Raw genomic sequence first — 20,757 nt, 5'->3', positions numbered from 1 at the left:
TTAATTACCGGAATTTATGTGCGATGCTAAAATACTCAGCCAGAAGGGAACATCGGTAGTAAGCCGCTGCTCCGAATGCCAATGCCTATTTATATGGCACCACAACCTGATCCTTAGCTTTACACCCGATCAATTTATACAGTTTAAAAACTTCGCGATTGATCTCGACTTCGGCGACCACTCCTTCCCATTTCCGGATGGGCAGGAACGCGTGGTGATGCGCACGCCTGTCAATGATATCCAGCTTACTTTTACTGTTGACGAGTGGGAAGATTTCCATGCCTCCATGGATGAAGCCATTTATATGCAGGAAATTTATGCAATGGTTGAAGGTGGCAAATAAGCTTTGAAATTATCCTGATTAAAATAAACTCTTTAACTGCGGAACATTAAAACTTCCCTGCTAAAACTTACATTAACATATTAAATACAACACCTATCCGGCAAAATGAAAGATATACCTGTACATCAGCTACATGAACGAACAAATACCGGCTTCGAGATCAGGCACTTTGAAAGCGGCGAAGAGGATTCGAAAAAAGCGCCTATGGGCGCCCATCGTGATGATCATTACCTGTTTTTTTTGATTGAAAGCGGCTCGGCTTCGCTGATGATAGATTTTAACGAAGTTCATTTTTGCGAAAACACATTTTATTATATCCTGCCGGGACAGGTACACCACCGGATAAATAATTCAATTGCCGGCGGCTGGTATGTAGCTATCGACACACAACACATCCCATCCGACTTTCGGAGTATTTTTGAAAACCAACTTTTTCTGCAACAGCCTTATCAACTTAATGACGTTGAATTGAGGCAATACCAGCAGATCCTTTGCCTGTTGCGTGAAAAAAATAACGAGGATGACAACAGCGCTTTCTTTTTGCCTGTTTTGCAATCACTTATACAATCATTTGCCGGTATGGCAGCAGCCACTTTTAGCAATGTGCATACACCCGAAAAGCAACTTTCACGACCGGCACAAATTTCACATCAGTTTAAAAAGCTGTTGTTGAGAAATGTGCGTACAGTTAAAGGCCCATCGGCATATGCGGGGATGCTTAATGTTTCGGAGTCATATCTTAACGAGGTTTTAAAGAAAACCACGGGGTTCCCGGTAAGTTACTGGATAACCCAGGAAGTAATGCTGGAAGCAAAAAGGTTATTGTATTACAGCGGGCTCAACGTAAAGGAAATTGCACATGCCCTGGGTTATGATGACCATACCTATTTTTCAAGGTTATTTAAAAAATCGGCATGCATCACCCCGCTTGAATTTAGGGACAAACACCGTAAATAATCCAACCTTTACCCCGAAATTACTATTTTTTCCGGCTAAAATTCGATGTTTCTTTGTAGTATTAAAACAATACACCATGGAAACATCCACTCTACATAAATTAAAAAGAAAGGCCGGAAGCTTATTTGAAAACCAGCTTTTGCAAAGCGGCAGGGTACTTGAAGTAAGGCACTGGGAGCCGTCGACCATGATCGAAATCGACCTGCATTTGCCACAGGCTGATATGCAAAACTGGCACGAAGTACCTTATATAAAAGTAAAAGTTGGCGACCTAACTTATCGCGACTATACCCCCGCCGGCTGGGATGCAGAAACTTGCACCTGCACCCTTTATATTGATGCAGCGCATAGCGGCCCGGGCAGTAAATGGGCCGGGGAATTACAAACCGGGGATGCTATTCATTATTTCAAAATTCGTTCAACCCGTCACGCTCCTGCCAGCACTCCTGCCATCATAGGTCTTGGTGACGAAAGCAGCATGGGGCATATGCTGGCTTTGCAGCAAATGGTATTACCTGCAACCCGCTTTTCGGGCGCTATAATTATAGCCAATCAAAATCACCGCGGTTTATTTGGCGAGTATTTTAAATCGCCGTTAAAACCTATTGAACGTAATGACGTATATGGGCATCACAGCCTCATTCAATGGGTAATGGAACAACAGTATAACCTTGAGCATTCGGTATTTTACCTTGCCGGCAACCATACTATGGTAGGCGAACTGCGGAAGTTGTTAAAATTGCAGGGGTATCCGTCAAGCCAGATCAGGGCGCATGGATTTTGGTCATAAAAACGGGTTTGACAGCGCTTGTCCTGTGCCGGCAACTTATTCACCGACATTTTGTGCCGTTTCACCTAAAATATCTGTTTAATAAAAAGCGAGGGGCACATATTTGCAGCAAATAACATGATTATGAAAACATTTTACAATCCGCTTATAGCTGTTATAGTCGTCTTGCAGGAGCACAGCACCATGGTTATCCAGGCATTGGTGAACCTGGTGAGTTGATATATCCATCTACCTATGAAAACACGAAAGCCGCTTTATTTACTGTAAAGCGGCTTTCGTGTTTGGCAAGCATTAATTTACGGTTGCAGCCAAACCAATTTAACACCCTTATTACCATGTTGGTTCTCAAGCTTCAGTGTTACATAAACATTGTTTTTCCTATCGTAGTCAGATATAGAGAATAACGCGAGATCATGATCGCGCTTACCCGCAGGATTACCAAAAACGTAATCGCGTTTTAAAATAGGGTCGGCGCCTTTAAGCGGATAGTAAAAACCATCACAGTTACTTACAGCTTTAACAGTCACTAAGCTACCTTTTTCCAGGGCATCGTTATTCCTTTCGGTATCATTAAACAAAACAAAACTTTTAGGCCCTGCGCTCAAAAACACAAATGGTTTAAATTGATTTCCATCTCCCAAGATCTGCAATGTCCCCTCACGCTCCGATTGATAAAAAGGATTTAAATACCAATTTGGTAATTCCTGATCCTTGCGTATAAGATAGTCATTGATAAACTCACCCGTTTTGCTGTAATTTACTATCGCCAAATCGCCCAAAGTTGTTTTGACATATCTGCCTTGTACTAACGTCTTCATTTCTTCAGATACAATACTAAATGTGCCGTCGTCATTTAAATACAGGTTTTGCGGCAACCCACTGAAACCTTTTTTTGAATATTGATTGAGCCGATCTGAAGGCGAAACAACATTAACCCTGTTTATTTTTTTTGCATAAGGGTCAACAAAAGCCATAATTGGTATATAGCCGTTATCTCTGCTTTTCTCTTTTACCAGTGTTAACAATATTAATGATTTCATGACCGGGTTATAGCGGACAATTCCCTGGTAAACTATAAGATCTTTTGAAAAATCGAGCTCAGTAAAACTTACGGTTTTGGCACCCTTATCTAAATTTGCCAAAATAAGCGACCTATCTTTAGCACTCGCCCCCTTGGTGTTGTAGCCATATATCAAAAGGCTCACCTTCTCGCTGCCAATAACAGCCATATCCACACAGCGCAGATATTTATATTTCTCTTCCGGAGATGAATAAAAAGCCCGGTTAATCTCCTTGTTATCATCACCGTAAGCAATAACCTCAATCCGTTTACTTTGTTCAGATTCAAATCGTCTAAATATTACAACAGCATAATTGTCGCTGTTAGGGTCTTTCTGTACATAAAAGTCAGGAGCCGTCAAACCGCCATATATAACATCAGATTCGCCGAAAAAAATACCTCTTTTACTTACCTCTGCTATTTTTTTGTCGTCCTTTACATTGCCGGTTTTACCATCAATGACAATACGGTACAACATAGGTGTACGGGAATCAATTACATTGATCATCATAACAACATCACCGGCCAGTTCAAAAACCGCATTAACACCTGCATTAATACTGCCGAATGATGCATCAACATGAGTTATGGCTGTTTCCTGATGTGCTGCATTATATATCCGGATGTTCATTCCTTTTTTATAATCAATAAGAATAAACATGGTATTGCCATTTTTGAGCTGAAGTATTTTGGCCCTTCCAGCCTCAGGTTCTTCGAAGGCCGGGCTTTCGGCAAGAAATTTAAATTGTGCTTTTACAATGATGCCGCACAATAGCATTAACACGACCAACAAGGCAGTCCTTTTCATTTAGTGATAATTAATTAGGTGATAATTGTGTACTTATTTAGAATAAAAGTAACAAAATTGTTGGTGTATAAAAATTGACATCAGGCAAAATATTAAAATCATATATATTGCCAACATGGCCTTTCATCATTCCGGGAAGTTTTACCGACAATATCAATTTTTTACCGGCATTTCTCCGATGTTTTACCCCTGTTCACCGATAACCATACTTACTTTGCCTAATAAGCCTAACGGCAGGGAGGCATTTGTGCGCAATTTTGGATCACTAAACAACAACAAATAAATGCCATGAAAACTCTACTTGCAATTCAATTGATCCATTTGGTAATGAAAGCCGCGGAACACGCCGTTGCTATCGCGCACTCAGTCGGTCATTTAATAAAATAAAGTCCCGGCCCCCGAGGGATGGTTATTTCACCTTTATCAAATCAATAACAAAGCCCATACGTTATTCAGAAAAGGTAAAGCGTATGAAAAAGGGAGATGAAGTAACCTGGAAATGGGGAAAATCAGAAGCTGAAGGCCATATCGTTAAAAAGCATGATAAGCCGGTAAGCAAAACTATAAAAGGCGCAAAAGTTAAACGCAACGCCAGCAAAGAGGAGCCCGCTTATGAAATTGAACAGAAAAACGGCAGCAAAGTGCTGAAATCTGAAAGTGAATTAAAGGCCCGCTAATCCCCCGAAAGGGGAATATTTGCGAACAGTATTTTTTAGCCCGGATGATGAGCATCCGGGCTTTTTCATTTTCTTCGTACTAAGGGGTAGTCTGAGTAATTAAAATAAAGCAACCTTTAAGTATCCCTCCGTCGTCATTGCGAGGTACGAAGCAATCCCAAACTATACAGAGCGAACTTAATTGGCTATTCTGAAAACCGGGGATTACTTCGTATCTTATATAACAACACAATTGCAATCTTCTGATTATCAAATATTTTTTTTATTTTCATTATCAATTTGGGCGTTACCTGCGGCCCGGGCTTTCCGTTGCAAGTCCTCGCCTTTCCTGCCCGCAGACCCAACCCGCGCTGTGGGCTTTACACTGCAATCCCTAACGCTGGCCTACGCACCATAACTGCAAAACCCAAAACTATATGTTCTTATTTATACGTCATCACATTTTTTCAGGACCCGCCTGATCAATGACGTCTCCTCAAAAACTCCCCTTTTCACCGTAAAAATTATGTACTTCACCGAAAAACTCATGGTTATTTCATGAATCTGATGCATTTTTACCCTATGACAAAACAACCTATCATCACTGTAAACAACCTGGTAAAAAACTATGGCGATTTTGCAGCCGTTAAAGGCATTAGTTTTGAAGTTTACGAAGGTGAGATTTTCGGCCTGCTTGGCCCTAACGGTGCCGGTAAAACAACCACCCTCGAAATTATAGAAACCCTTCGTAACAAAACATCCGGCAGTATCATTGTTGACGGCTTTGATATTGAAACCGACGCTGATAGTATCAAAAAGCGTATAGGCGTGCAGTTGCAGGCTGCCGGTTATTATCCTAACCTTAACCTGTCGGAGCTGATAGTACTGTTTTCAGGTTTATACGGCATTGACAAAACACCGATGGAGATGCTGGAAAAAGTAGCGCTTACCGATAAAGCAAAGGCAAAATATAAAGACCTGTCCGGCGGACAAAAACAGCGTTTCTCCATTGCTACTACGCTGATCAATAACCCAAGGATCATATTTTTGGATGAACCCACAACAGGACTCGACCCACAAGCCCGCCGTAACCTCTGGGATTTGATCCGTGAGATCCGCGACCAGGGCACTACAGTGGTAATTACCACCCACTACATGGATGAAGCCGAAGTACTGTGCGACCGGGTTGCCTTTGTAGACAACGGCCACATCATCGGCATTGATACCCCCGACCATTTTATTGACGAGCTGGTAGCCTCCGGTTTTGAACGCAAAAAGCAGGTTAAACTCGCCAACCTGGAAGACGTATTTATCAATCTCACCGGTAAAGAATGGCGGGAAGGATAACCCCCGGCCCCCTGAAGGGGGAGCCAGTATGCAGTTTTAAGTTTGCAGTTAGCACTCTAAAATGCTCCATGCCCTAATGACGCCGACAGACAAAATGACTCAATGACCTAATGACGCCTAATGGCAAATGACATAAAAGAATGAACAAACCTTACAGCAATACAAAAGCAACCCTGGCAATTGCCCGTGCAAGTTTCCGGTCGATATTACGCAGCCCTTCGGCGGTGGTGTTTACACTGGCTTTCCCGTTAATATTTATCATTGTTTTTGCCAATATTGGCGGGGGCGGTATGTCGATAGATGTGGGCGTAGCCAAAGGAAGCGATACATCGGCCAGCAACCCGGTTTACATGGCGCTGAAAAAAAACAAGATCATGCACCTCATCAATGATCAAACCGCCGATGAGATGAGCAAAAATCTGGCAAAGGGAAATATAGATGCAGTTCTTGACCTTAAGCCATTTGCACCACCGGCGGCCATGACCGTTCATGTGCAGTACAGCGAGGCATCGGGCGATAAGGGAAGCGTGTTAAAATCAGCCCTGAACAACATCTTTTATCGTATTCAATCAGAAGAGTTGAAGCGTATCCAATCATACACAACTGTTCAGGTACCCAAATTAATCGATCTTAAAGAAGAAACTATAAGCGGTCGCCCATATAAATATATCGACTTTATTTTGCCCGGACAGTTGGGCTTTTCGTTGCTAAGCAGCGGCGTTTTTGGTACAGCCTTTGTATTCCTGAGTTTGCGTTTAACGCTGGTTATCAAGCGTTTTTTTGCTACCCCGGTTAAACGTTACAGCATTGTTTTAGGTGAAGCTATCGCAAGGCTGGCGTTTTCGCTGTTAGGCTCATTGTTTATCATATTGGTTGGCCATTATATGTTTGGCTTCACGCTGATACACGGCATTACAACAGTATTAAACATGCTGGTGCTCTCGGCCATCGGACTGATTATTTTTATGGGCTTTGGCTTTACCGTATCGGGCATTGCCAAAAACGAAAGCTCGGTGCCGCCGCTTTCTAATATTATTACATTGCCGCAATTCCTGCTTTCGGGTACGTTTTTTTCAATCACCGCCTTCCCAAATTGGCTGCAGTATATCAGCAAGATGTTACCGCTTACGCATTTAAATGACGCTATGCGTAAGGTAGCGTTTGAAGGAGCTGGTTTAGGCGATGTTACCCACCAGTTGCTGATACTTTTTGCATGGTTCATCGGCATTTATGCTGTTGCAGTGAAAACATTTAAATGGGAATAGCGGGAAAGATGCAAGACTTTTAGAAATAAGAGCCAGGAATTTGAGATTTGCGGATTACCAACCTCGCCGCCTCTTTACTTCGACCTATAAAAATTTGTAAAATTCAGACTTACGAAGTTTTAAAAACTTTGTAAGTCTACAATCCTATTTACTAATAGAATGTCAGTTCAATAATTAACATTAATTTAACATTAACCATGTTAATATTAACATTCAGATAACATTTAGGAAATATATTTGCAGAAATAACTCCTGTAATGATAATCAAACCAGTTAGTTTTGCCGCCTTAGTATTCTTTTTGTTAACTACATGTTCAATTACCGTTAAGGCCCAGGATTCAAAGGTAGGCACCTGGGGAATAGTTACCGTTGTGCTACCTGGCGACAGCGCTCATAAGTGGGGTGGTTATACCGAGTTTCAAACCCGTACCAACAATGTTTTCAGCCAGTTTCAATACTATGAAGCAAAGGCTGGCATAAGTTACGATATTGATAAAAATTTCACAGCGCTTTTAGGCGGCGGCCGATACACAACTTATGACTATATGGATGTTGGCCGGGGCCCTACCATTACCGAAACACGCTTTTGGGAACAAATTACCAGCAATCAGTTTCTGTACCGTATAAAATTAGAGCATCGCTACCGTGTAGAACAACGCTGGGTTAACGGTGATTATCGTAACCGCTTCAGATACCGACTTAACGTATTTGTACCGTTGAACAATACTAAAATTGCGGCTAAAACCTGGTTTATCTCTGCTTTTGACGAGGTATTCCTGAACAACAAAGTCCCTAATTTTGAACGCAACAGAATTTCGGCTGCGTTGGGTTACCAGTTTGATAAATCGTGGATCTTACAGGCAGGCTGGATTAACCAGTATAATTACTCGGCGACAGCTAAAAGCGATAAAGACAATATCATGCTGATCCTGATGTACCGTATCCAGCGTAAAAATGCGGTTCAGCGTGAGCACGTACCTACTACTGCCGATTGATTTTCCAGTTACCGTGTCCTCACGGCAACTAACCAGCATTAAATCAATGCACGCATGCTGTCGTGAGGACACGACAGCGGAGATGAGAATTAGGTATTATTTACCTTAAAGCCCGCATTAGCGATAGTAGCGGATACCGGCCATGTGACTAAGGCCTCGTGCAGTATGAGTGGATAGCGCGGGCCGCAGGCAATGCTATAATATGAACTATGATTTTTGAGATCGAAGGATTGTCAGGATACTTCTGCCGAGCTCGAATTAAACGAATTATCTGAATTTATTGAATACTTATTCACGCTTTAGTTCGGCAAATTCAACAAATTCGGGTTCAGATATCATCCTTTTTGTAAAAAAATAGCCCATTACATATTAATTTCATGTTAAATCACATCATTAATTGCCTATAATCGTTACAAATACAAAATTTCAATTGCGTTTTCCTTATTTACACATTAACTTAGCCGCCGTTATTAATAGTATTCATTCAAACCACACTCTGACAATTCACTATGAGCATAATAATTGATGTGCATGCCCGCCAGATCTTAGATTCGCGCGGTAACCCTACTATTGAGGTAGAAGTTTTAACCGAAAACGGCGCATTTGGTCGCGCTGCTGTACCATCTGGTGCATCAACCGGCGTTCACGAGGCCGTTGAGCTTCGCGATAACGACAAATCAAAATACATGGGCAAAGGCGTTTTAAAGGCCGTTGAAAATGTAAACGAAGTTTTAGCTCCTGAATTAAAAGGTATCGATGTGTTTGAACAAAATGCTATCGACGCTTTAATGATTGAGATTGATGGCACCGAAAACAAGGGTAAAATTGGTGCTAACGCTATATTAGGTGTTTCATTAGCTGTAGCTAAAGCTGCTGCACAGGAAAGCCGTCAGCCTTTATACCGCTACATTGGTGGTGTAAACGCTAATACGCTGCCAATCCCGATGATGAATATCGTTAACGGTGGTTCACACTCTGATGCTCCTATTGCTTTCCAGGAATTTATGATCATGCCCGTTGGCGCTCCTTCATTCTCTGAAGCTTTACGTTGGGGTACCGAGGTATTCCACAACCTGAAAAAGATTCTTCACGACCGCGGTTTATCAACTGCAGTAGGTGACGAAGGTGGTTTTGCTCCAACTTTTGAAGGAACTGAAGATGGTGTTGAAACCATTTTAAAAGCTATTGAAAAAGCAGGTTACAAAGCTGGTGAAGATATCTTTATCGCGTTTGACTGTGCTGCATCTGAGTTTTACAAAGACGGTAAATACGACTATACTAAATTTGAAGGCGAAAAAGGTGCTATCCGCACCAGCGCTGAGCAAGCTGATTACCTTGCCGAGTTAGTTGCAAAATACCCTGTTATCTCTATCGAAGACGGTATGGCTGAGGACGATTGGGAAGGCTGGAAAATCTTAACCGACAAAATCGGTAAAAAAGTACAGTTAGTAGGTGACGATTTATTTGTAACCAACACTAAACGTTTACAAAGAGGTGTTAGCGAAGGTATTGCTAACTCAATCCTGGTAAAAGTAAACCAAATTGGTTCATTAACCGAAACTATCAACGCAGTTACTTTAGCTCAAACCAACGGTTTCACTTCAGTAATGAGCCACCGTTCGGGCGAAACTGAAGATTCAACCATTGCCGACCTTGCTGTTGCATTAAATTGCGGTCAGATCAAAACCGGTTCGGCTTCACGTTCAGACAGGATCGCTAAATACAACCAGTTATTACGTATCGAAGAAGAATTAGGCGCTAACGCTAAATTCATCGGTAAAGATTTCAAATACTTCAAAAAATAATCTTTTTAATACTTCAAAAGGCCATCTGTATTATGCAGATGGCCTTTTTTATTTTAACAATCTGGCCGAATAGAAATGCATAAACCGCCACGCTTTGTCATCCTGAGCCATAGCGAAGGATCTTCTTCAACAAGCATGGCTGCTATACAGGGCGAAGAAGATGCTTCGTTCCTACCCATGACATTTTTTTAAAATTGTTACACTTAACTTAATTCGGATCTTCCACAAACAGATACTTGCTAACAAGTATTTTCATACCTTTGCACCCGCAATCAAAGCCATATAATTAAACCAAAGCAGTTACGTTATATTAAATTGTTAAAATAAACTAATGAACAGAAAAGGGATTTTGAGGATATTGGGGATAGTGCTGATATTGGTTGTAAGCATTGGGCTTGACAGGGTTACTAAAATTTACGTAAGGGAGCATATCCACATCAGTGATAACATTTTTGTTATCAAAAACTTTTTCACCATTCTTCATGCCGAAAACACGGGTGCTTTTTTAAGTCTTGGCGACTCATTGCAAAACCCATGGAAATTCATCTTGTTGTCGTTACTGCCATTACTGGCACTTGCCTTTGGGGTGTTTTATGTAATGTTAAAACCGTCAATAGGTAAATTAACCACTATTGGTATTGTTTTGGTTATAGCCGGTGGCGCAGGCAACCTTTATGACAGGATGCTATACGGCAGTGTAACCGACTTTATGCATATGAATTTCGGTATCTTCCAAACCGGCGTATTCAACGTGGCCGACGTATCTATTATGATAGGTATGGGCCTCATCTTATTGGAGTCATGGCAAAAAGACCGCAAGGTAAAAAAGGAACAGGGAGCTCCTGATACCGAAACGCTGGCAGCTTAATCCAGTGCAGCTCTTGCTCTTAAAATTTTCTTAACAATAAAAAGCGTATCTTTGCGGGTAATTACCCGTTCGCTTACGGTTTTGAGCCCAGCAAACTCTTCAGATCCGCTTATGCTTTCGCGTTAGCACATTATACATTACAAAAGATCAAATGTCATTCGAAAATTTAAATTTAATTGAGCCAATCCTCAAGGCTTTAAAAACAGAGGGATATACTAATCCTACCCCAATACAGGCGCAAGCCATTCCTATTATATTACAACACAGGGATTTATTAGGTTGTGCCCAAACCGGCACCGGCAAAACCGCGGCATTCGCTATCCCTACCCTGCAGTTATTACACCAGGACAGGATAGCCCACAAGGAGCAAAAAACCATTAAAGCATTGGTTTTAACTCCAACCCGCGAACTTGCCCTGCAAATTGGTGAAAGTTTTACCAATTACGGTAAACATACAGGCCTTAAAAATCTGGTAATATTTGGCGGGGTATCACAAAACCCGCAGGTTGATGCTTTGCGCCGTGGTGTTGATATTTTAGTGGCAACCCCGGGTCGCTTGCTTGATTTAATGAACCAGCGTTATGTTCATTTGGAGCATGTTAAATTCCTGATACTGGATGAGGCCGACCGCATGTTGGATATGGGCTTTGTTAATGATGTTAAAAAGATCATTGCCAAGGTGCCTGCCAAAAGGCAGACACTCTTCTTTTCGGCTACTATGCCAAAAGAGATCCAGAGCCTGGCAGATAGTATTCTGAACAATCCCGAAAAGGTTGAAGTTACCCCGGTTTCTTCTACCGCCGATACTATACAACAAGCGGTTTATTATGTGGATAAGGGAGATAAAAAATCATTGCTGATACACATCCTGAAAGATAAAAGTATAAAAACGGTACTGGTGTTTACCCGTACCAAACACGGTGCCGACAAAGTAGTGAAAGACCTTAACCGTGTTGGCATCACCGCCGAAGCCATCCATGGTAATAAATCACAAAATGCAAGGCAGCGTGCGTTAACTAATTTTAAAAACCGCACAACGCGTGTGTTGATAGCTACTGATATAGCAGCCCGCGGTATTGATATTGACGAGCTTACACACGTTATAAATTACGAACTGCCAAACATCCCTGAAACCTACGTGCACCGCATCGGTCGTACAGGCCGGGCTGGCGCCAATGGTATAGCGTTTTCATTTTGCGATGCCGAAGAACTGGAATTTTTGAAAGACATCCACAAGCTGATAGCCAAACAAATCCCGGTTGAGGAAGGTCACCCTTACCCACTTAGTCCGGCAGCTATGGCAGCTAAAATAAATGAGGCGCCTAAAAAAGGTGGTTCTGGCGGTGGCCAACGAGGTGGCGGTCGTGGTGGCAACCGCAGGTCGGGTAGCGGCGGTGGCGGCAATAGTCGTTCGGCAGGCAACAACCGTTCAGGTGGCAATAAAAGATCAGGCGGTAGCCGTTCAGAAGCCGGTAAACCCGGCGGCAAAAGCGGCATGAGTGGAGCCAGGAGAGGATAATACATTAGTTCACTGGTTCATTAGTTCATTGGTAAAGGCTCGAAAATTAAGTCGCAGTAAATCATCTCTGTAATAAAAGTTGGACAACTTAACCACCAATGAACTAATGAACTGATGAACTAATGAACCAATAAACTAAATTTGTATCCGTCGAAAAAATTAAATAGCTTTAAATGAAAATCATACAGCCGGTATCAATGAAACGCCTTATAGATCTTTTCAAGAACAAGTTTTTTCTGGTTACCCTTGCTTTTGTGGTGTGGATGATATTTTTTGACAGAAACGATCTTTTTTCCCAATACCAATATCACCAACAAGTTAAAAAACTAAGGCTTGAGCGCGATTTCTACAAAGCCCAAACCGACCAGGTGACCAAAGAGCTTAAAGAACTGACCACCAACCCCCAGCAAATGGAAAAATTTGCCCGCGAAAAATACCTCATGAAAAAAGCCAACGAGGACGTTTATGTGGTAGTGCCGGAGAGCAGGGAGAAGTAAGAAGAAGCAAAAAAAGCGAGGCCTTGCCTTCTCTACTCCTGAATCTTACCGTCTTGACTCTACTACCTAAACCTCTCCTTCCCGCTTCCTCAAAAACCACTCGGTTGATAGCAGTAACAGGATCAACCCAAACAACCATTTTATATCTATCAGATCGCTGTAATGTTTATCCTCGTAAACCACCGTCTTGATATTTTCGTTTTTGCGGATCAGATCGGCAAGCAGGCTAATCTGTGAAGGTTTGATCATTTGCCCGACGCCTTGCTTAGCCAGCGCATTAAGCAGCGAATGGTTAGCGGCACTTTGGCGGGCTTCGAGGTTTAGTGGTTTTATGGTGAATTGCCCCGCGGCTTTAAAATCCTGCTTTCCGTTTTGGGTTGAGGCGTTGTATGTGTATTCACCAACAGGAAGCGAACCGGCATCCAACTGGTAACTTTGGCCTGTGCGCGTAAACAGGAAGCTGTAATTTTTCCCTGTCGCACTTTTCAGTTCTATCTTTACATCAGGTGTGTTGATGAGTTCAAGGGCGTCGTTATATAATTCGGCGTTGAGGATCACATTTTCACCTTCATCAAATACGTTACGTGCCGGATAGACACGAAAACGCTGTCGATTGGCATTTGCAGTTAAATACTGTACTGTTTGGCTCAACAGTTCATCTGTAGCATTCCGGCTGCCATAGTTTTGAAATTCGGATAATTGCCAGCGCCAAATCCCTTCGCCTGCAAGCACAGCTACACGCCTACCGGCTTCATCGCCAAAGGCAAGTAACGGATATGTAGTAACTACAGTACCAATCTTTTGCTTCAATAAAACCGAAGTGCCGGTACCTGTTCCATAACTGCCAAAGGGTGCCACCAACGGCGGGAAGGCTGCAATCTTTCTCCTAGCCGAATCAGACAGCGTAAAAGCTGTAAAATCATTCGCGGGCAACGGCATCACCTCCTGTGTTTCGGCCCTTCCTGCACTTATGCGTATGGTGTTTTGTTCGCTGTTAACCGCCTGCAAATTACTTTGCGAGCCCACTATATACCAAACCGGCGTTTTACTTTTAGCCATAAAATTCTTTATCGGGGCGTACTCGCCTGCCGAGATCTGGTATAAAATTACCAAACTATAATCCACAGGTTTAATGGTAGCGGCATCGGCGAGGGAACTTGCCTTTACCTCAAAGTTTTTGTTGGTTTCTATAGCTTGTTTAATTACCGTTAAATCGGGGTGCGGACCATTATATAACAACAGCACCTTTTGCCTCGCATCCAATACTTCCACATAAATGGTTTCGGCATTGTTTTGAATCGATAGCTCGTTTTTTATCGGGGCAATACTAATATTATATTTTCTGAGGCCTTTTTTTGCAGCGTTCAGTTTTATCGGGATGACCTTTTTAAAATCATTTCCTGTTACGGGGATGCTTTGAGTATAAACCTGTTTTCCATCTTCAGTAACTGCCAGGTTCATGTTTTCGCCCTTACTTTGATAAGCTGTGGCAAGCACCTCTATCACAAAATCGTTCCCTAAAAAAGCCGTCTTGTTGTAGTTTACATTGCCAATGAGCAGATCGCGTTTGGCAGTAGTATCGCCAAGGGCTACGGTATAGATGCTGGTTTTGATATTACGGGTTTCATATTGCGGATCGTTCCCCTGGTTGTATAAACCATCTGTTGCCAATACCAATGCGCCGATGTTTTGATTGATAAACCTGTCGTTAAGCTGGTGCAGTGCCCCCGCAATATCGGTTTGTTTACCGCTAAAGTTTTTTGAGAAGCCAGGATGCAGATCTTTATCGAAATTAAACTCCTGCACATCGTATTTATCGCCAAGCTGCTGTTTGAGTTTAGCCAGATCATCAATAAACGCTGTGGAATTAAACCCAACCGGTTTAAATGTGTTGATAGATGATGAATTATCCTGGGCGATGAGGACTAAAGGTTTTTGCGGCTCATATTTAACCGTTTTCACCAATGGAGAAATGAGCAGAACAGTTATGAAAAATACAGTAACAGCGCGGATGACAGCCAGGATATAACGTAAGTTTTTACCAAGTTCAACCGGCTTGCGGTACATGAGCCAGGCATATGCCAAACCAAGCAATAAGCCGGCAGGCAACCACCATCCCGAAACAGAACCCCATGTAAGTGAAAACATTTGTAGCTTATAGTATCGTTGTCAAAGGCGCGGGGCATCCGGCCCAATAAACATTACCTGCAAAATGCGAAATTATTGTGAAAAGAGGGGAATAAGTTTTTAACCTCACCCAACCCTCTCCAAAGGAGAGGGCTTAAAAAAAGCTTTTCAAGTCTCCCCTTTTGGGGGAGATTTAGAGGGGCGTATGCTTACAACATACCACCATCAACAGGGATAACCTGTCCGGTGATGTAAGCGGCCATATCTGAAGCCAGGAATACACAGGCATTGGCTACGTCTTCGGTTTCGCCGGCACGTTTAAGCGGAATGCCTGCTGCCCAGCCTTCAACAACTTTAGGGTCGAGCACTTCGGTCATTTCGGTACGGATAAAGCCCGGGGCGACAACGTTGGTACGGATGTTACGTGAACCCAGCTCTTTAGCTACCGATTTAGAGAAACCAATAATACCTGCTTTTGAAGCGGCATAGTTGGCCTGGCCAGCATTACCCTGCACACCAACAACCGAGCTCATGTTAATGAACACACCTTTACGGTTTTTCATCATGATTTTTGAAGCGGCTTTGGTAACGTTGAATATCGATTTCAGGTTTATGTCAAGCACTTCGTCCCAGTTTTCTTCGGTCATGCGCATTAATAAGCCGTCTTTAGTGATACCGGCATTGTTAACCACGATATCAAGCGTGCCAAAATCAGCAACAATATCGGTGATCAGTTTGTCGGCTTCGTCAAACTTGGAAGCATCAGAACGGTAACCTTTTATTTTAGTACCAAAGCTTTGCAGTTCCTGCTCAAGGGCCTGACCTTTTTCTACTGATGATAAATAAGTGAAAGCTACATTAGCGCCATGCTCGGCAAACTTTTCGGCAATCTTACGGCCTATTCCTTTTGACGCGCCGGTAACCAACGCGGTTTTTCCTTCTAATAATTTCATAATTAAAGTATATGATTTCAGGGCGGTGAAGTTAGCAGTTTTTTGTTTCTGTTCAAATGAGTTCATAGTTGATGGTTCATAGATCATAGTAACAGCTTATAGTTCATGGTTCATAGATCATGGTAAAAATGTCGAAGCAAAAGCTATGAACCATGAACCATGAACTATCATCTATGAACTAAAAATCTATTTCAAATACTCCGCCGGTATTGGATTATCCTTCCGTTCGCCGTCATAAAACCAGGCCAGGATCCAGAAACGGGAGCCATCGTTAAACAACTCAATACTATTGATGCCACGTTCGGTTACAGGGCCATTGGCTGTGTTACGTGATTCGTATGTGCTCCATACGTGGTAAATACTGCCAAATTTTTCAACCCGGCGGGCTATCTCGCGTTCATCAAAACCATTTTTTGACAGTGATGGATCGGCCAGTTTATGGTATTGCTTCAGGGTCATATAACTAAACTGCTGCTTGCCCTGCTTATCTATATACCCCGCGCCAACATGGGCATTGGCAATATGCAGCAGACTGTCGCGCTCATAGCTTACCTTTTCGCCTTTCTTAACGGTGACCACACCATAATAGGCCTTCATGATACCATCAAGGGTACTTACATTATCGCCATATTTGGTAATAACCTGCGAGCGCGCAGGAAAAGTGATGGCAATACTAACAATAGCAATGAGCAGCGGCAGGATATTCTTTTTCATGAAGATCAAGGTTTTATTAACGATCAGATTTTGATTGAATTAACAAAAAATATCCGGGATGGCATAGGGCAGAATAACTAAATATCTTAAAATAAAAATGTCATTTCGATTGAGCGGGAGAGATTAGAGTACCTGGGCGAAAGAGAAACCTTATACGCCTAAACGTGCCTTAAGCATAGCGTAGAAGATTTCTCCTCGCAGCCACCCCTTCTGTCCTTTATGCTCGTCGAAATGACATTTTTCTATAAGAAGGTAAGATTAAAAAGTAGTATTCAACGATACCCCATAAGTACGCGGATTACCTAAGTGTGTCGCGCCAAAATCATAGGCATAATCAATGTATTTTTTATTGGCGATGTTACTCTCCCAGAAAAACAGACCGAACCTTTTGGTGCTTACACCTACCCTTGCATTAAACTTGCTGTAGCCTTTTTGCTCAATCTGGTTAGCGAGGTCAAAATACTGGTCGCCAAGGTAGCGCCATTCGCCACGGGCAATCAGCTTAGTTTTCAGCGGGCCACCCAGGTCATAACCATACTGCAGTGCCAGCATGCTGGTGATGTTAGGCGTATAAATTTGCTTATTGCCTTTCAGGTTCACTTCCTCGCCATTGTTACCAACTACCAATGTAGTATAACGGGCATGGGTATAACCAAAGTTGTAATCAAACTCCAGGCCTTTAACTGGTGTGGCGTTGATTTCGGCCTCGATGCCTTTGCTGCTTAACTTACCTGCATTTTTAGTGATGGTGATGGCATCGGGCAGCACCAGCGTTGGCACCTGTGCATCGGTAATACGGGTATAAAACGCGGTTACGTTTACACGCAGGCGGTTATCTAAAAAGTCGTTCTTTGAACCCACTTCAAAGTTGTTGCTGTATTCAGGTTTAAAAGAATAAAGCGGCGGAGACGAGGGATCGGAACCTAATTCTGTAATACCACCCGCACGGAAACCACGGCTATAGGTAGCAAACAAATTGTTATGTGCCGATACGTGGTAAGCCAAACTAACTTTAGGTGTAAAGGCCTTGTAATGTGCAGTTGATGATGTATCCGAGCGGGTAACAACCGATTCTCCTCCGTTTGGCAGAAACTCGCCCATTACATTTTCTTTTTTATGCTCATAATCATAGCGCAAACCAGCTGTAATATCAAATTGTTCACTTACAGCATAAGTAGCTTGCCCGTAAACAGCTATGCCATAATTACGGTCGGTATTGGTGTTGATACTTGTAAAATCGGTTATAGGTGAGCCAACCGCGGCAGCATCATCACCAAAATAGGTACCCTGCCTGTTTGGCGCGTAGTGATAAAAGCCATAGGTACCTGCTGCCCATTTCAGTTTTGAGGTTGATGAAGCCGGAGAGGTAAAGCGAAATTCCTGGATGGTAGTTTTTACTTTATTCCATTTGCCACCGTAGTTGTTTACGATAGATACCGCATCGATAGGTGAAAAGTCGCCATCGATAGGTGTTGTATAATAACGGTTATTTACCTGGTAAGATGTTTGCGAGGTAAAGTTAAAATCATTGCCACTGTAGTTAGCCGTTAACGATGACTGGAAGGTATTGTCAACCATTTTGGTGGTGGCATTCTGATTAACCTCAAACGGATGGCTCAGAGCCTCATCAGGCGAACCGGCCAAAGTGAATGCGCCGTTATTACGGTTATTGTAGTTTTTAACATTCAGCGTAAAAGCAAGCTTTGAGGTAGCCAAAAACTTCAGGTAATAGTTACCCAAAAAGTAATGCTGTTTATCAAAATGTGTATTATTAAACGTATTGGTATAAAAGCCATTAAAACCCGAATAGATTCCGGCTACGCCTAAATACAACTTATCTTTTACCAATGGCGCTTTAATGCCTAAGGTATACCGCTGCTGATTATAATTACCAACGTCAACTCCGGCAAAACCACTCAAGGTATTTGATGGTTGTTTGGTGATCACATTGATAACACCGCCAGTAGCATTACGGCCATAAAGCGTTCCTTGCGGACCACGTAAAACTTCTATCCTATCCACATCCAGCAATTGAGGGATGTAAGTATCCAGCCCATATTGGTTTACACCATCAACATAGGTTGCAACAGCAGGATCATACGATGTGGTAACAATACCACGGATGCCTGTAACAGTACGGCCATCGCCGGGGGCGCCTGAGTTTAAGTTAGGTACAATAGCGGTAAGGTCTTTCAAATCCCAAAGCCTGTAATCCTGTATCTGTTTGGCCGATAGTGTTGAGATACTGAATGGTACACGCTGGGCCTGTTCTTCTGTTTTTTGGGCCGATACCGTAACTTCATCCAACTGGTTGCTGGCATCATTCAACTGAATTGTTATCGGGCGACTGGTACCGATCATATTTACCGGTATGTTTTTGGCCGCGTAACCAATAGCGCTGATATGCAGTGTATATTTTCCGGTAGTTATATTTTTTAAAACAAACTTCCCGCTTCGGTCGGCGCTGGTTTGGTAGTTGGTATTGAGCAGGTACACCGAAGCACCGGCAATAGGTTGATTTTTACCATCGGTAATGGTGCCCGAATAATCGCCCGAGGTTTGGCTCCGGGCCGAAAATGCTATAGCAATAAATAGTAATAAAGTAAATAATTTACGCATAAAATAGGTGTATTTAAATGTGTGCGGATCACACATTGTAATCGATTGTCAATAATAGCAATTGACAAACAATTAACAGCTATCCCGCATAAATATTACTTAAAGTTTATAAAATATATCATCTGCGTTTTTTGGGGTATGCCAATGCTTACATGATGGGTTAAGAAGAAACGTTTTATACGCAGGTGAAAACAATGGTGCCTTGTGGGAGATGTGTCTTTTAATCAATATTTATAAATATGGGCGTTGCCTGCGGCCCGTGCTATCCGCTCATACTACACAGGCATTAGCCACAAGGCCGGTATCCGCTTCTATCACTAACGCGGCCTCTCACACCATCCTTTAAATATATTTTACACGCTATCACTTTTTTTCAGGTTCGCCGATAGTTACTCGCAGATCACTTGGGGCAGATGAATTTATAGCAGGAAACAATACAGCCTACTCATTCAACATAAACTTATCTACTCCATCGGCCGGCCGCCACTTATCAGCAGGTTCAAAATAATGCCATAGCAGGGCCGATATTTTTTTGATCAGCAGGCCTGCTTCATTGCCGGGCGTCCAGCTGGTATCGGTATTATGATTGGTAATGATCGAAAATACATAGTCACTATGTGGGGCGTTAACCAGCACTGTTTCTGAGCGAGATTCATCAACAGCGCCCTGTTTGGATATGGTATGCACATAAGGCGGAATCTGCGACAACGCATGCTCGTCCCAATAAATGCGGCCCATGTTACGGTACATTCGCTCGCTGGCTGCCGGGCTCACAGCTTTTCCTTCGCGGATCATGGTAAACAATCGGCACATTTCGCGCGGGGTACTTACCCCCCAACCGTATATTTTGCGCATAGCCTCCCTCCCGGGAGCTCTTGAATTTACCCGCATTACTTTAAAACCATTTTGATCGAGCCAGTTGTTGATATACTCGCTTCCCACCAGCTTTTGCAGCCAAAGGCTTGCAGTGTTATCGCTCATGGTGATCATGAGCATGGCAACTTTGCTTAGCTGCACGGTGTCTTTATCTTTAAACGAACCCAGCAGGTCTTCACCGGCGTAAAGCAGCGAATCGCGATAACCCAGTTTCTGGTTATATTTCAGTTCGCCCTTTTCTATCTTATCCATCACCCCGCATTGAATACTTACTTTGATCATGCTTGCCGTTGGGAACAGGGTATCGGCATTGATCTCCGCAGTTTTGCCGGTTTTAAGATTATGCACATAAATGCCAACCTGTCCGTGAAAATCTTTCACCGCATCATTCAATTTAGCGGTGAGTTTACCATCAGTTTGAGCAAAAGCTGATGCTGCCAATAACAGCAACAGCAGGGTGAGTTTATGTTTCATGAGATGAGCGATCTGGAAAAATGAAAATACAAATTTTTAATCGATGAGCAACTATGCGTTCAACCCGGAGGTACTACTCAAAAC

17 protein-coding genes are annotated in these 20,757 nt (G+C 42.7%); 11 read left to right on the top strand and 6 right to left on the bottom strand.

The features are described from left to right. Window positions 1-16: 16 nt before the first annotated feature. From AC59JO_RS16435 to AC59JO_RS16425, 3 genes are all read left to right on the top strand, one after another. Window positions 17-343 carry a DUF6686 family protein gene (locus AC59JO_RS16435; RefSeq protein ID WP_110587374.1) on the top strand — a complete coding sequence of 109 codons (327 nt, stop codon included), beginning with the start codon at window positions 17-19 and terminating at the stop codon, window positions 341-343. 105 nt (window positions 344-448) lie between these two features. Beyond that, window positions 449-1,300, top strand: a complete 852-nt coding sequence (locus tag AC59JO_RS16430) for a helix-turn-helix domain-containing protein (RefSeq protein ID WP_497306525.1) — start codon at window positions 449-451, stop codon at window positions 1,298-1,300. Between the two features lie 76 nt (window positions 1,301-1,376). Beyond that, a complete protein-coding gene (locus AC59JO_RS16425) occupies window positions 1,377-2,090 on the top strand; it encodes an SIP domain-containing protein (RefSeq protein WP_413669661.1) in 714 nt (237 codons plus the stop codon). Window positions 2,091-2,386: 296 nt separating this feature from the next. On the opposite strand, the gene AC59JO_RS16420 is transcribed toward AC59JO_RS16425, so the two are convergent. Continuing rightward, window positions 2,387-3,958, bottom strand: a complete 1,572-nt coding sequence (locus AC59JO_RS16420) for a hypothetical protein (RefSeq protein WP_497306523.1) — start codon at window positions 3,956-3,958, stop codon at window positions 2,387-2,389. A 470-nt stretch (window positions 3,959-4,428) separates the two neighbouring features. Between AC59JO_RS16420 and AC59JO_RS16415 the strand changes: the two genes are divergently transcribed. From AC59JO_RS16415 to AC59JO_RS16380, 8 genes are all read left to right on the top strand, one after another. Then, on the top strand, window positions 4,429-4,635 hold the full coding sequence (locus AC59JO_RS16415; RefSeq protein WP_413669663.1) for a hypervirulence associated TUDOR domain-containing protein: 207 nt from the start codon (window positions 4,429-4,431) through the stop codon (window positions 4,633-4,635). A gap of 561 nt (window positions 4,636-5,196) precedes the next feature. Further along, a complete protein-coding gene (locus tag AC59JO_RS16410) occupies window positions 5,197-5,961 on the top strand; it encodes an ABC transporter ATP-binding protein (protein ID WP_413669664.1) in 765 nt (254 codons plus the stop codon). A 140-nt stretch (window positions 5,962-6,101) separates the two neighbouring features. Beyond that, entirely contained in the window at window positions 6,102-7,226 is a 1,125-nt protein-coding gene (locus tag AC59JO_RS16405) for an ABC transporter permease (RefSeq protein ID WP_497306520.1), read from the top strand. A gap of 257 nt (window positions 7,227-7,483) precedes the next feature. Beyond that, on the top strand, window positions 7,484-8,221 hold the full coding sequence (locus AC59JO_RS16400) for a DUF2490 domain-containing protein (protein WP_497306518.1): 738 nt from the start codon (window positions 7,484-7,486) through the stop codon (window positions 8,219-8,221). 509 nt (window positions 8,222-8,730) lie between these two features. Further along, a complete protein-coding gene (eno, locus tag AC59JO_RS16395) occupies window positions 8,731-10,026 on the top strand; it encodes a phosphopyruvate hydratase (protein ID WP_090528991.1) in 1,296 nt (431 codons plus the stop codon). 331 nt (window positions 10,027-10,357) lie between these two features. Then, on the top strand, window positions 10,358-10,894 hold the full coding sequence (lspA, locus tag AC59JO_RS16390; RefSeq protein ID WP_413669667.1) for a signal peptidase II: 537 nt from the start codon (window positions 10,358-10,360) through the stop codon (window positions 10,892-10,894). Between the two features lie 151 nt (window positions 10,895-11,045). Then, the gene (locus AC59JO_RS16385; RefSeq protein ID WP_497306515.1) at window positions 11,046-12,413 is read left to right on the top strand and encodes a DEAD/DEAH box helicase; all 1,368 of its coding nucleotides are present in this window, start codon (window positions 11,046-11,048) and stop codon (window positions 12,411-12,413) included. Between the two features lie 173 nt (window positions 12,414-12,586). Continuing rightward, entirely contained in the window at window positions 12,587-12,910 is a 324-nt protein-coding gene (locus tag AC59JO_RS16380) for an FtsB family cell division protein (protein WP_497306513.1), read from the top strand. 66 nt (window positions 12,911-12,976) lie between these two features. On the opposite strand, the gene AC59JO_RS16375 is transcribed toward AC59JO_RS16380, so the two are convergent. The 5 genes from AC59JO_RS16375 to AC59JO_RS16355 form a co-directional block, all read right to left on the bottom strand. Then, a complete protein-coding gene (locus AC59JO_RS16375; RefSeq protein WP_497306511.1) occupies window positions 12,977-15,058 on the bottom strand; it encodes a hypothetical protein in 2,082 nt (693 codons plus the stop codon). Window positions 15,059-15,246: 188 nt separating this feature from the next. Next, window positions 15,247-15,990, bottom strand: coding sequence for a 3-oxoacyl-[acyl-carrier-protein] reductase (gene fabG, locus AC59JO_RS16370; RefSeq protein ID WP_497306736.1), 744 nt, complete (start codon window positions 15,988-15,990; stop codon window positions 15,247-15,249). A 186-nt stretch (window positions 15,991-16,176) separates the two neighbouring features. Then, window positions 16,177-16,704: a hypothetical protein gene (locus tag AC59JO_RS16365; protein ID WP_497306509.1), complete on the bottom strand. Its 528-nt coding sequence runs from the start codon at window positions 16,702-16,704 to the stop codon at window positions 16,177-16,179. Window positions 16,705-16,962: 258 nt separating this feature from the next. Then, complete coding sequence (locus tag AC59JO_RS16360; RefSeq protein WP_497306507.1) at window positions 16,963-19,323, bottom strand: TonB-dependent receptor; 2,361 nt, start codon at window positions 19,321-19,323, stop codon at window positions 16,963-16,965. Between the two features lie 441 nt (window positions 19,324-19,764). Beyond that, a complete protein-coding gene (locus tag AC59JO_RS16355; protein ID WP_413669673.1) occupies window positions 19,765-20,673 on the bottom strand; it encodes a serine hydrolase in 909 nt (302 codons plus the stop codon). Window positions 20,674-20,757 lie beyond the last annotated feature (84 nt).

The organism is Mucilaginibacter sp. A5337 (genome assembly GCF_059690695.1).
The sequence above is the reverse complement of the archived record's forward strand: the minus strand, read 5'-3'. Positions and strand labels throughout refer to the sequence as shown.

Excerpts from the sequence above, each read along its gene's own strand:
- AC59JO_RS16435 (WP_110587374.1), top strand. The coding sequence starts at position 17 with ATGTGCGATGCTAAAATACTCAGCCAGAAGGGAACATCGGTAGTAAGC.
- AC59JO_RS16430 (WP_497306525.1), top strand. The coding sequence starts at position 449 with ATGAAAGATATACCTGTACATCAGCTACATGAACGAACAAATACCGGC.
- AC59JO_RS16425 (WP_413669661.1), top strand. The coding sequence starts at position 1,377 with ATGGAAACATCCACTCTACATAAATTAAAAAGAAAGGCCGGAAGCTTA.
- AC59JO_RS16420 (WP_497306523.1), bottom strand. The coding sequence starts at position 3,958 with ATGAAAAGGACTGCCTTGTTGGTCGTGTTAATGCTATTGTGCGGCATC.
- AC59JO_RS16415 (WP_413669663.1), top strand. The coding sequence starts at position 4,429 with ATGAAAAAGGGAGATGAAGTAACCTGGAAATGGGGAAAATCAGAAGCT.
- AC59JO_RS16410 (WP_413669664.1), top strand. The coding sequence starts at position 5,197 with ATGACAAAACAACCTATCATCACTGTAAACAACCTGGTAAAAAACTAT.
- AC59JO_RS16405 (WP_497306520.1), top strand. The coding sequence starts at position 6,102 with ATGAACAAACCTTACAGCAATACAAAAGCAACCCTGGCAATTGCCCGT.
- AC59JO_RS16400 (WP_497306518.1), top strand. The coding sequence starts at position 7,484 with ATGATAATCAAACCAGTTAGTTTTGCCGCCTTAGTATTCTTTTTGTTA.
- eno (WP_090528991.1), top strand. The coding sequence starts at position 8,731 with ATGAGCATAATAATTGATGTGCATGCCCGCCAGATCTTAGATTCGCGC.
- lspA (WP_413669667.1), top strand. The coding sequence starts at position 10,358 with ATGAACAGAAAAGGGATTTTGAGGATATTGGGGATAGTGCTGATATTG.
- AC59JO_RS16385 (WP_497306515.1), top strand. The coding sequence starts at position 11,046 with ATGTCATTCGAAAATTTAAATTTAATTGAGCCAATCCTCAAGGCTTTA.
- AC59JO_RS16380 (WP_497306513.1), top strand. The coding sequence starts at position 12,587 with ATGAAAATCATACAGCCGGTATCAATGAAACGCCTTATAGATCTTTTC.
- AC59JO_RS16375 (WP_497306511.1), bottom strand. The coding sequence starts at position 15,058 with ATGTTTTCACTTACATGGGGTTCTGTTTCGGGATGGTGGTTGCCTGCC.
- fabG (WP_497306736.1), bottom strand. The coding sequence starts at position 15,990 with ATGAAATTATTAGAAGGAAAAACCGCGTTGGTTACCGGCGCGTCAAAA.
- AC59JO_RS16365 (WP_497306509.1), bottom strand. The coding sequence starts at position 16,704 with ATGAAAAAGAATATCCTGCCGCTGCTCATTGCTATTGTTAGTATTGCC.
- AC59JO_RS16360 (WP_497306507.1), bottom strand. The coding sequence starts at position 19,323 with ATGCGTAAATTATTTACTTTATTACTATTTATTGCTATAGCATTTTCG.
- AC59JO_RS16355 (WP_413669673.1), bottom strand. The coding sequence starts at position 20,673 with ATGAAACATAAACTCACCCTGCTGTTGCTGTTATTGGCAGCATCAGCT.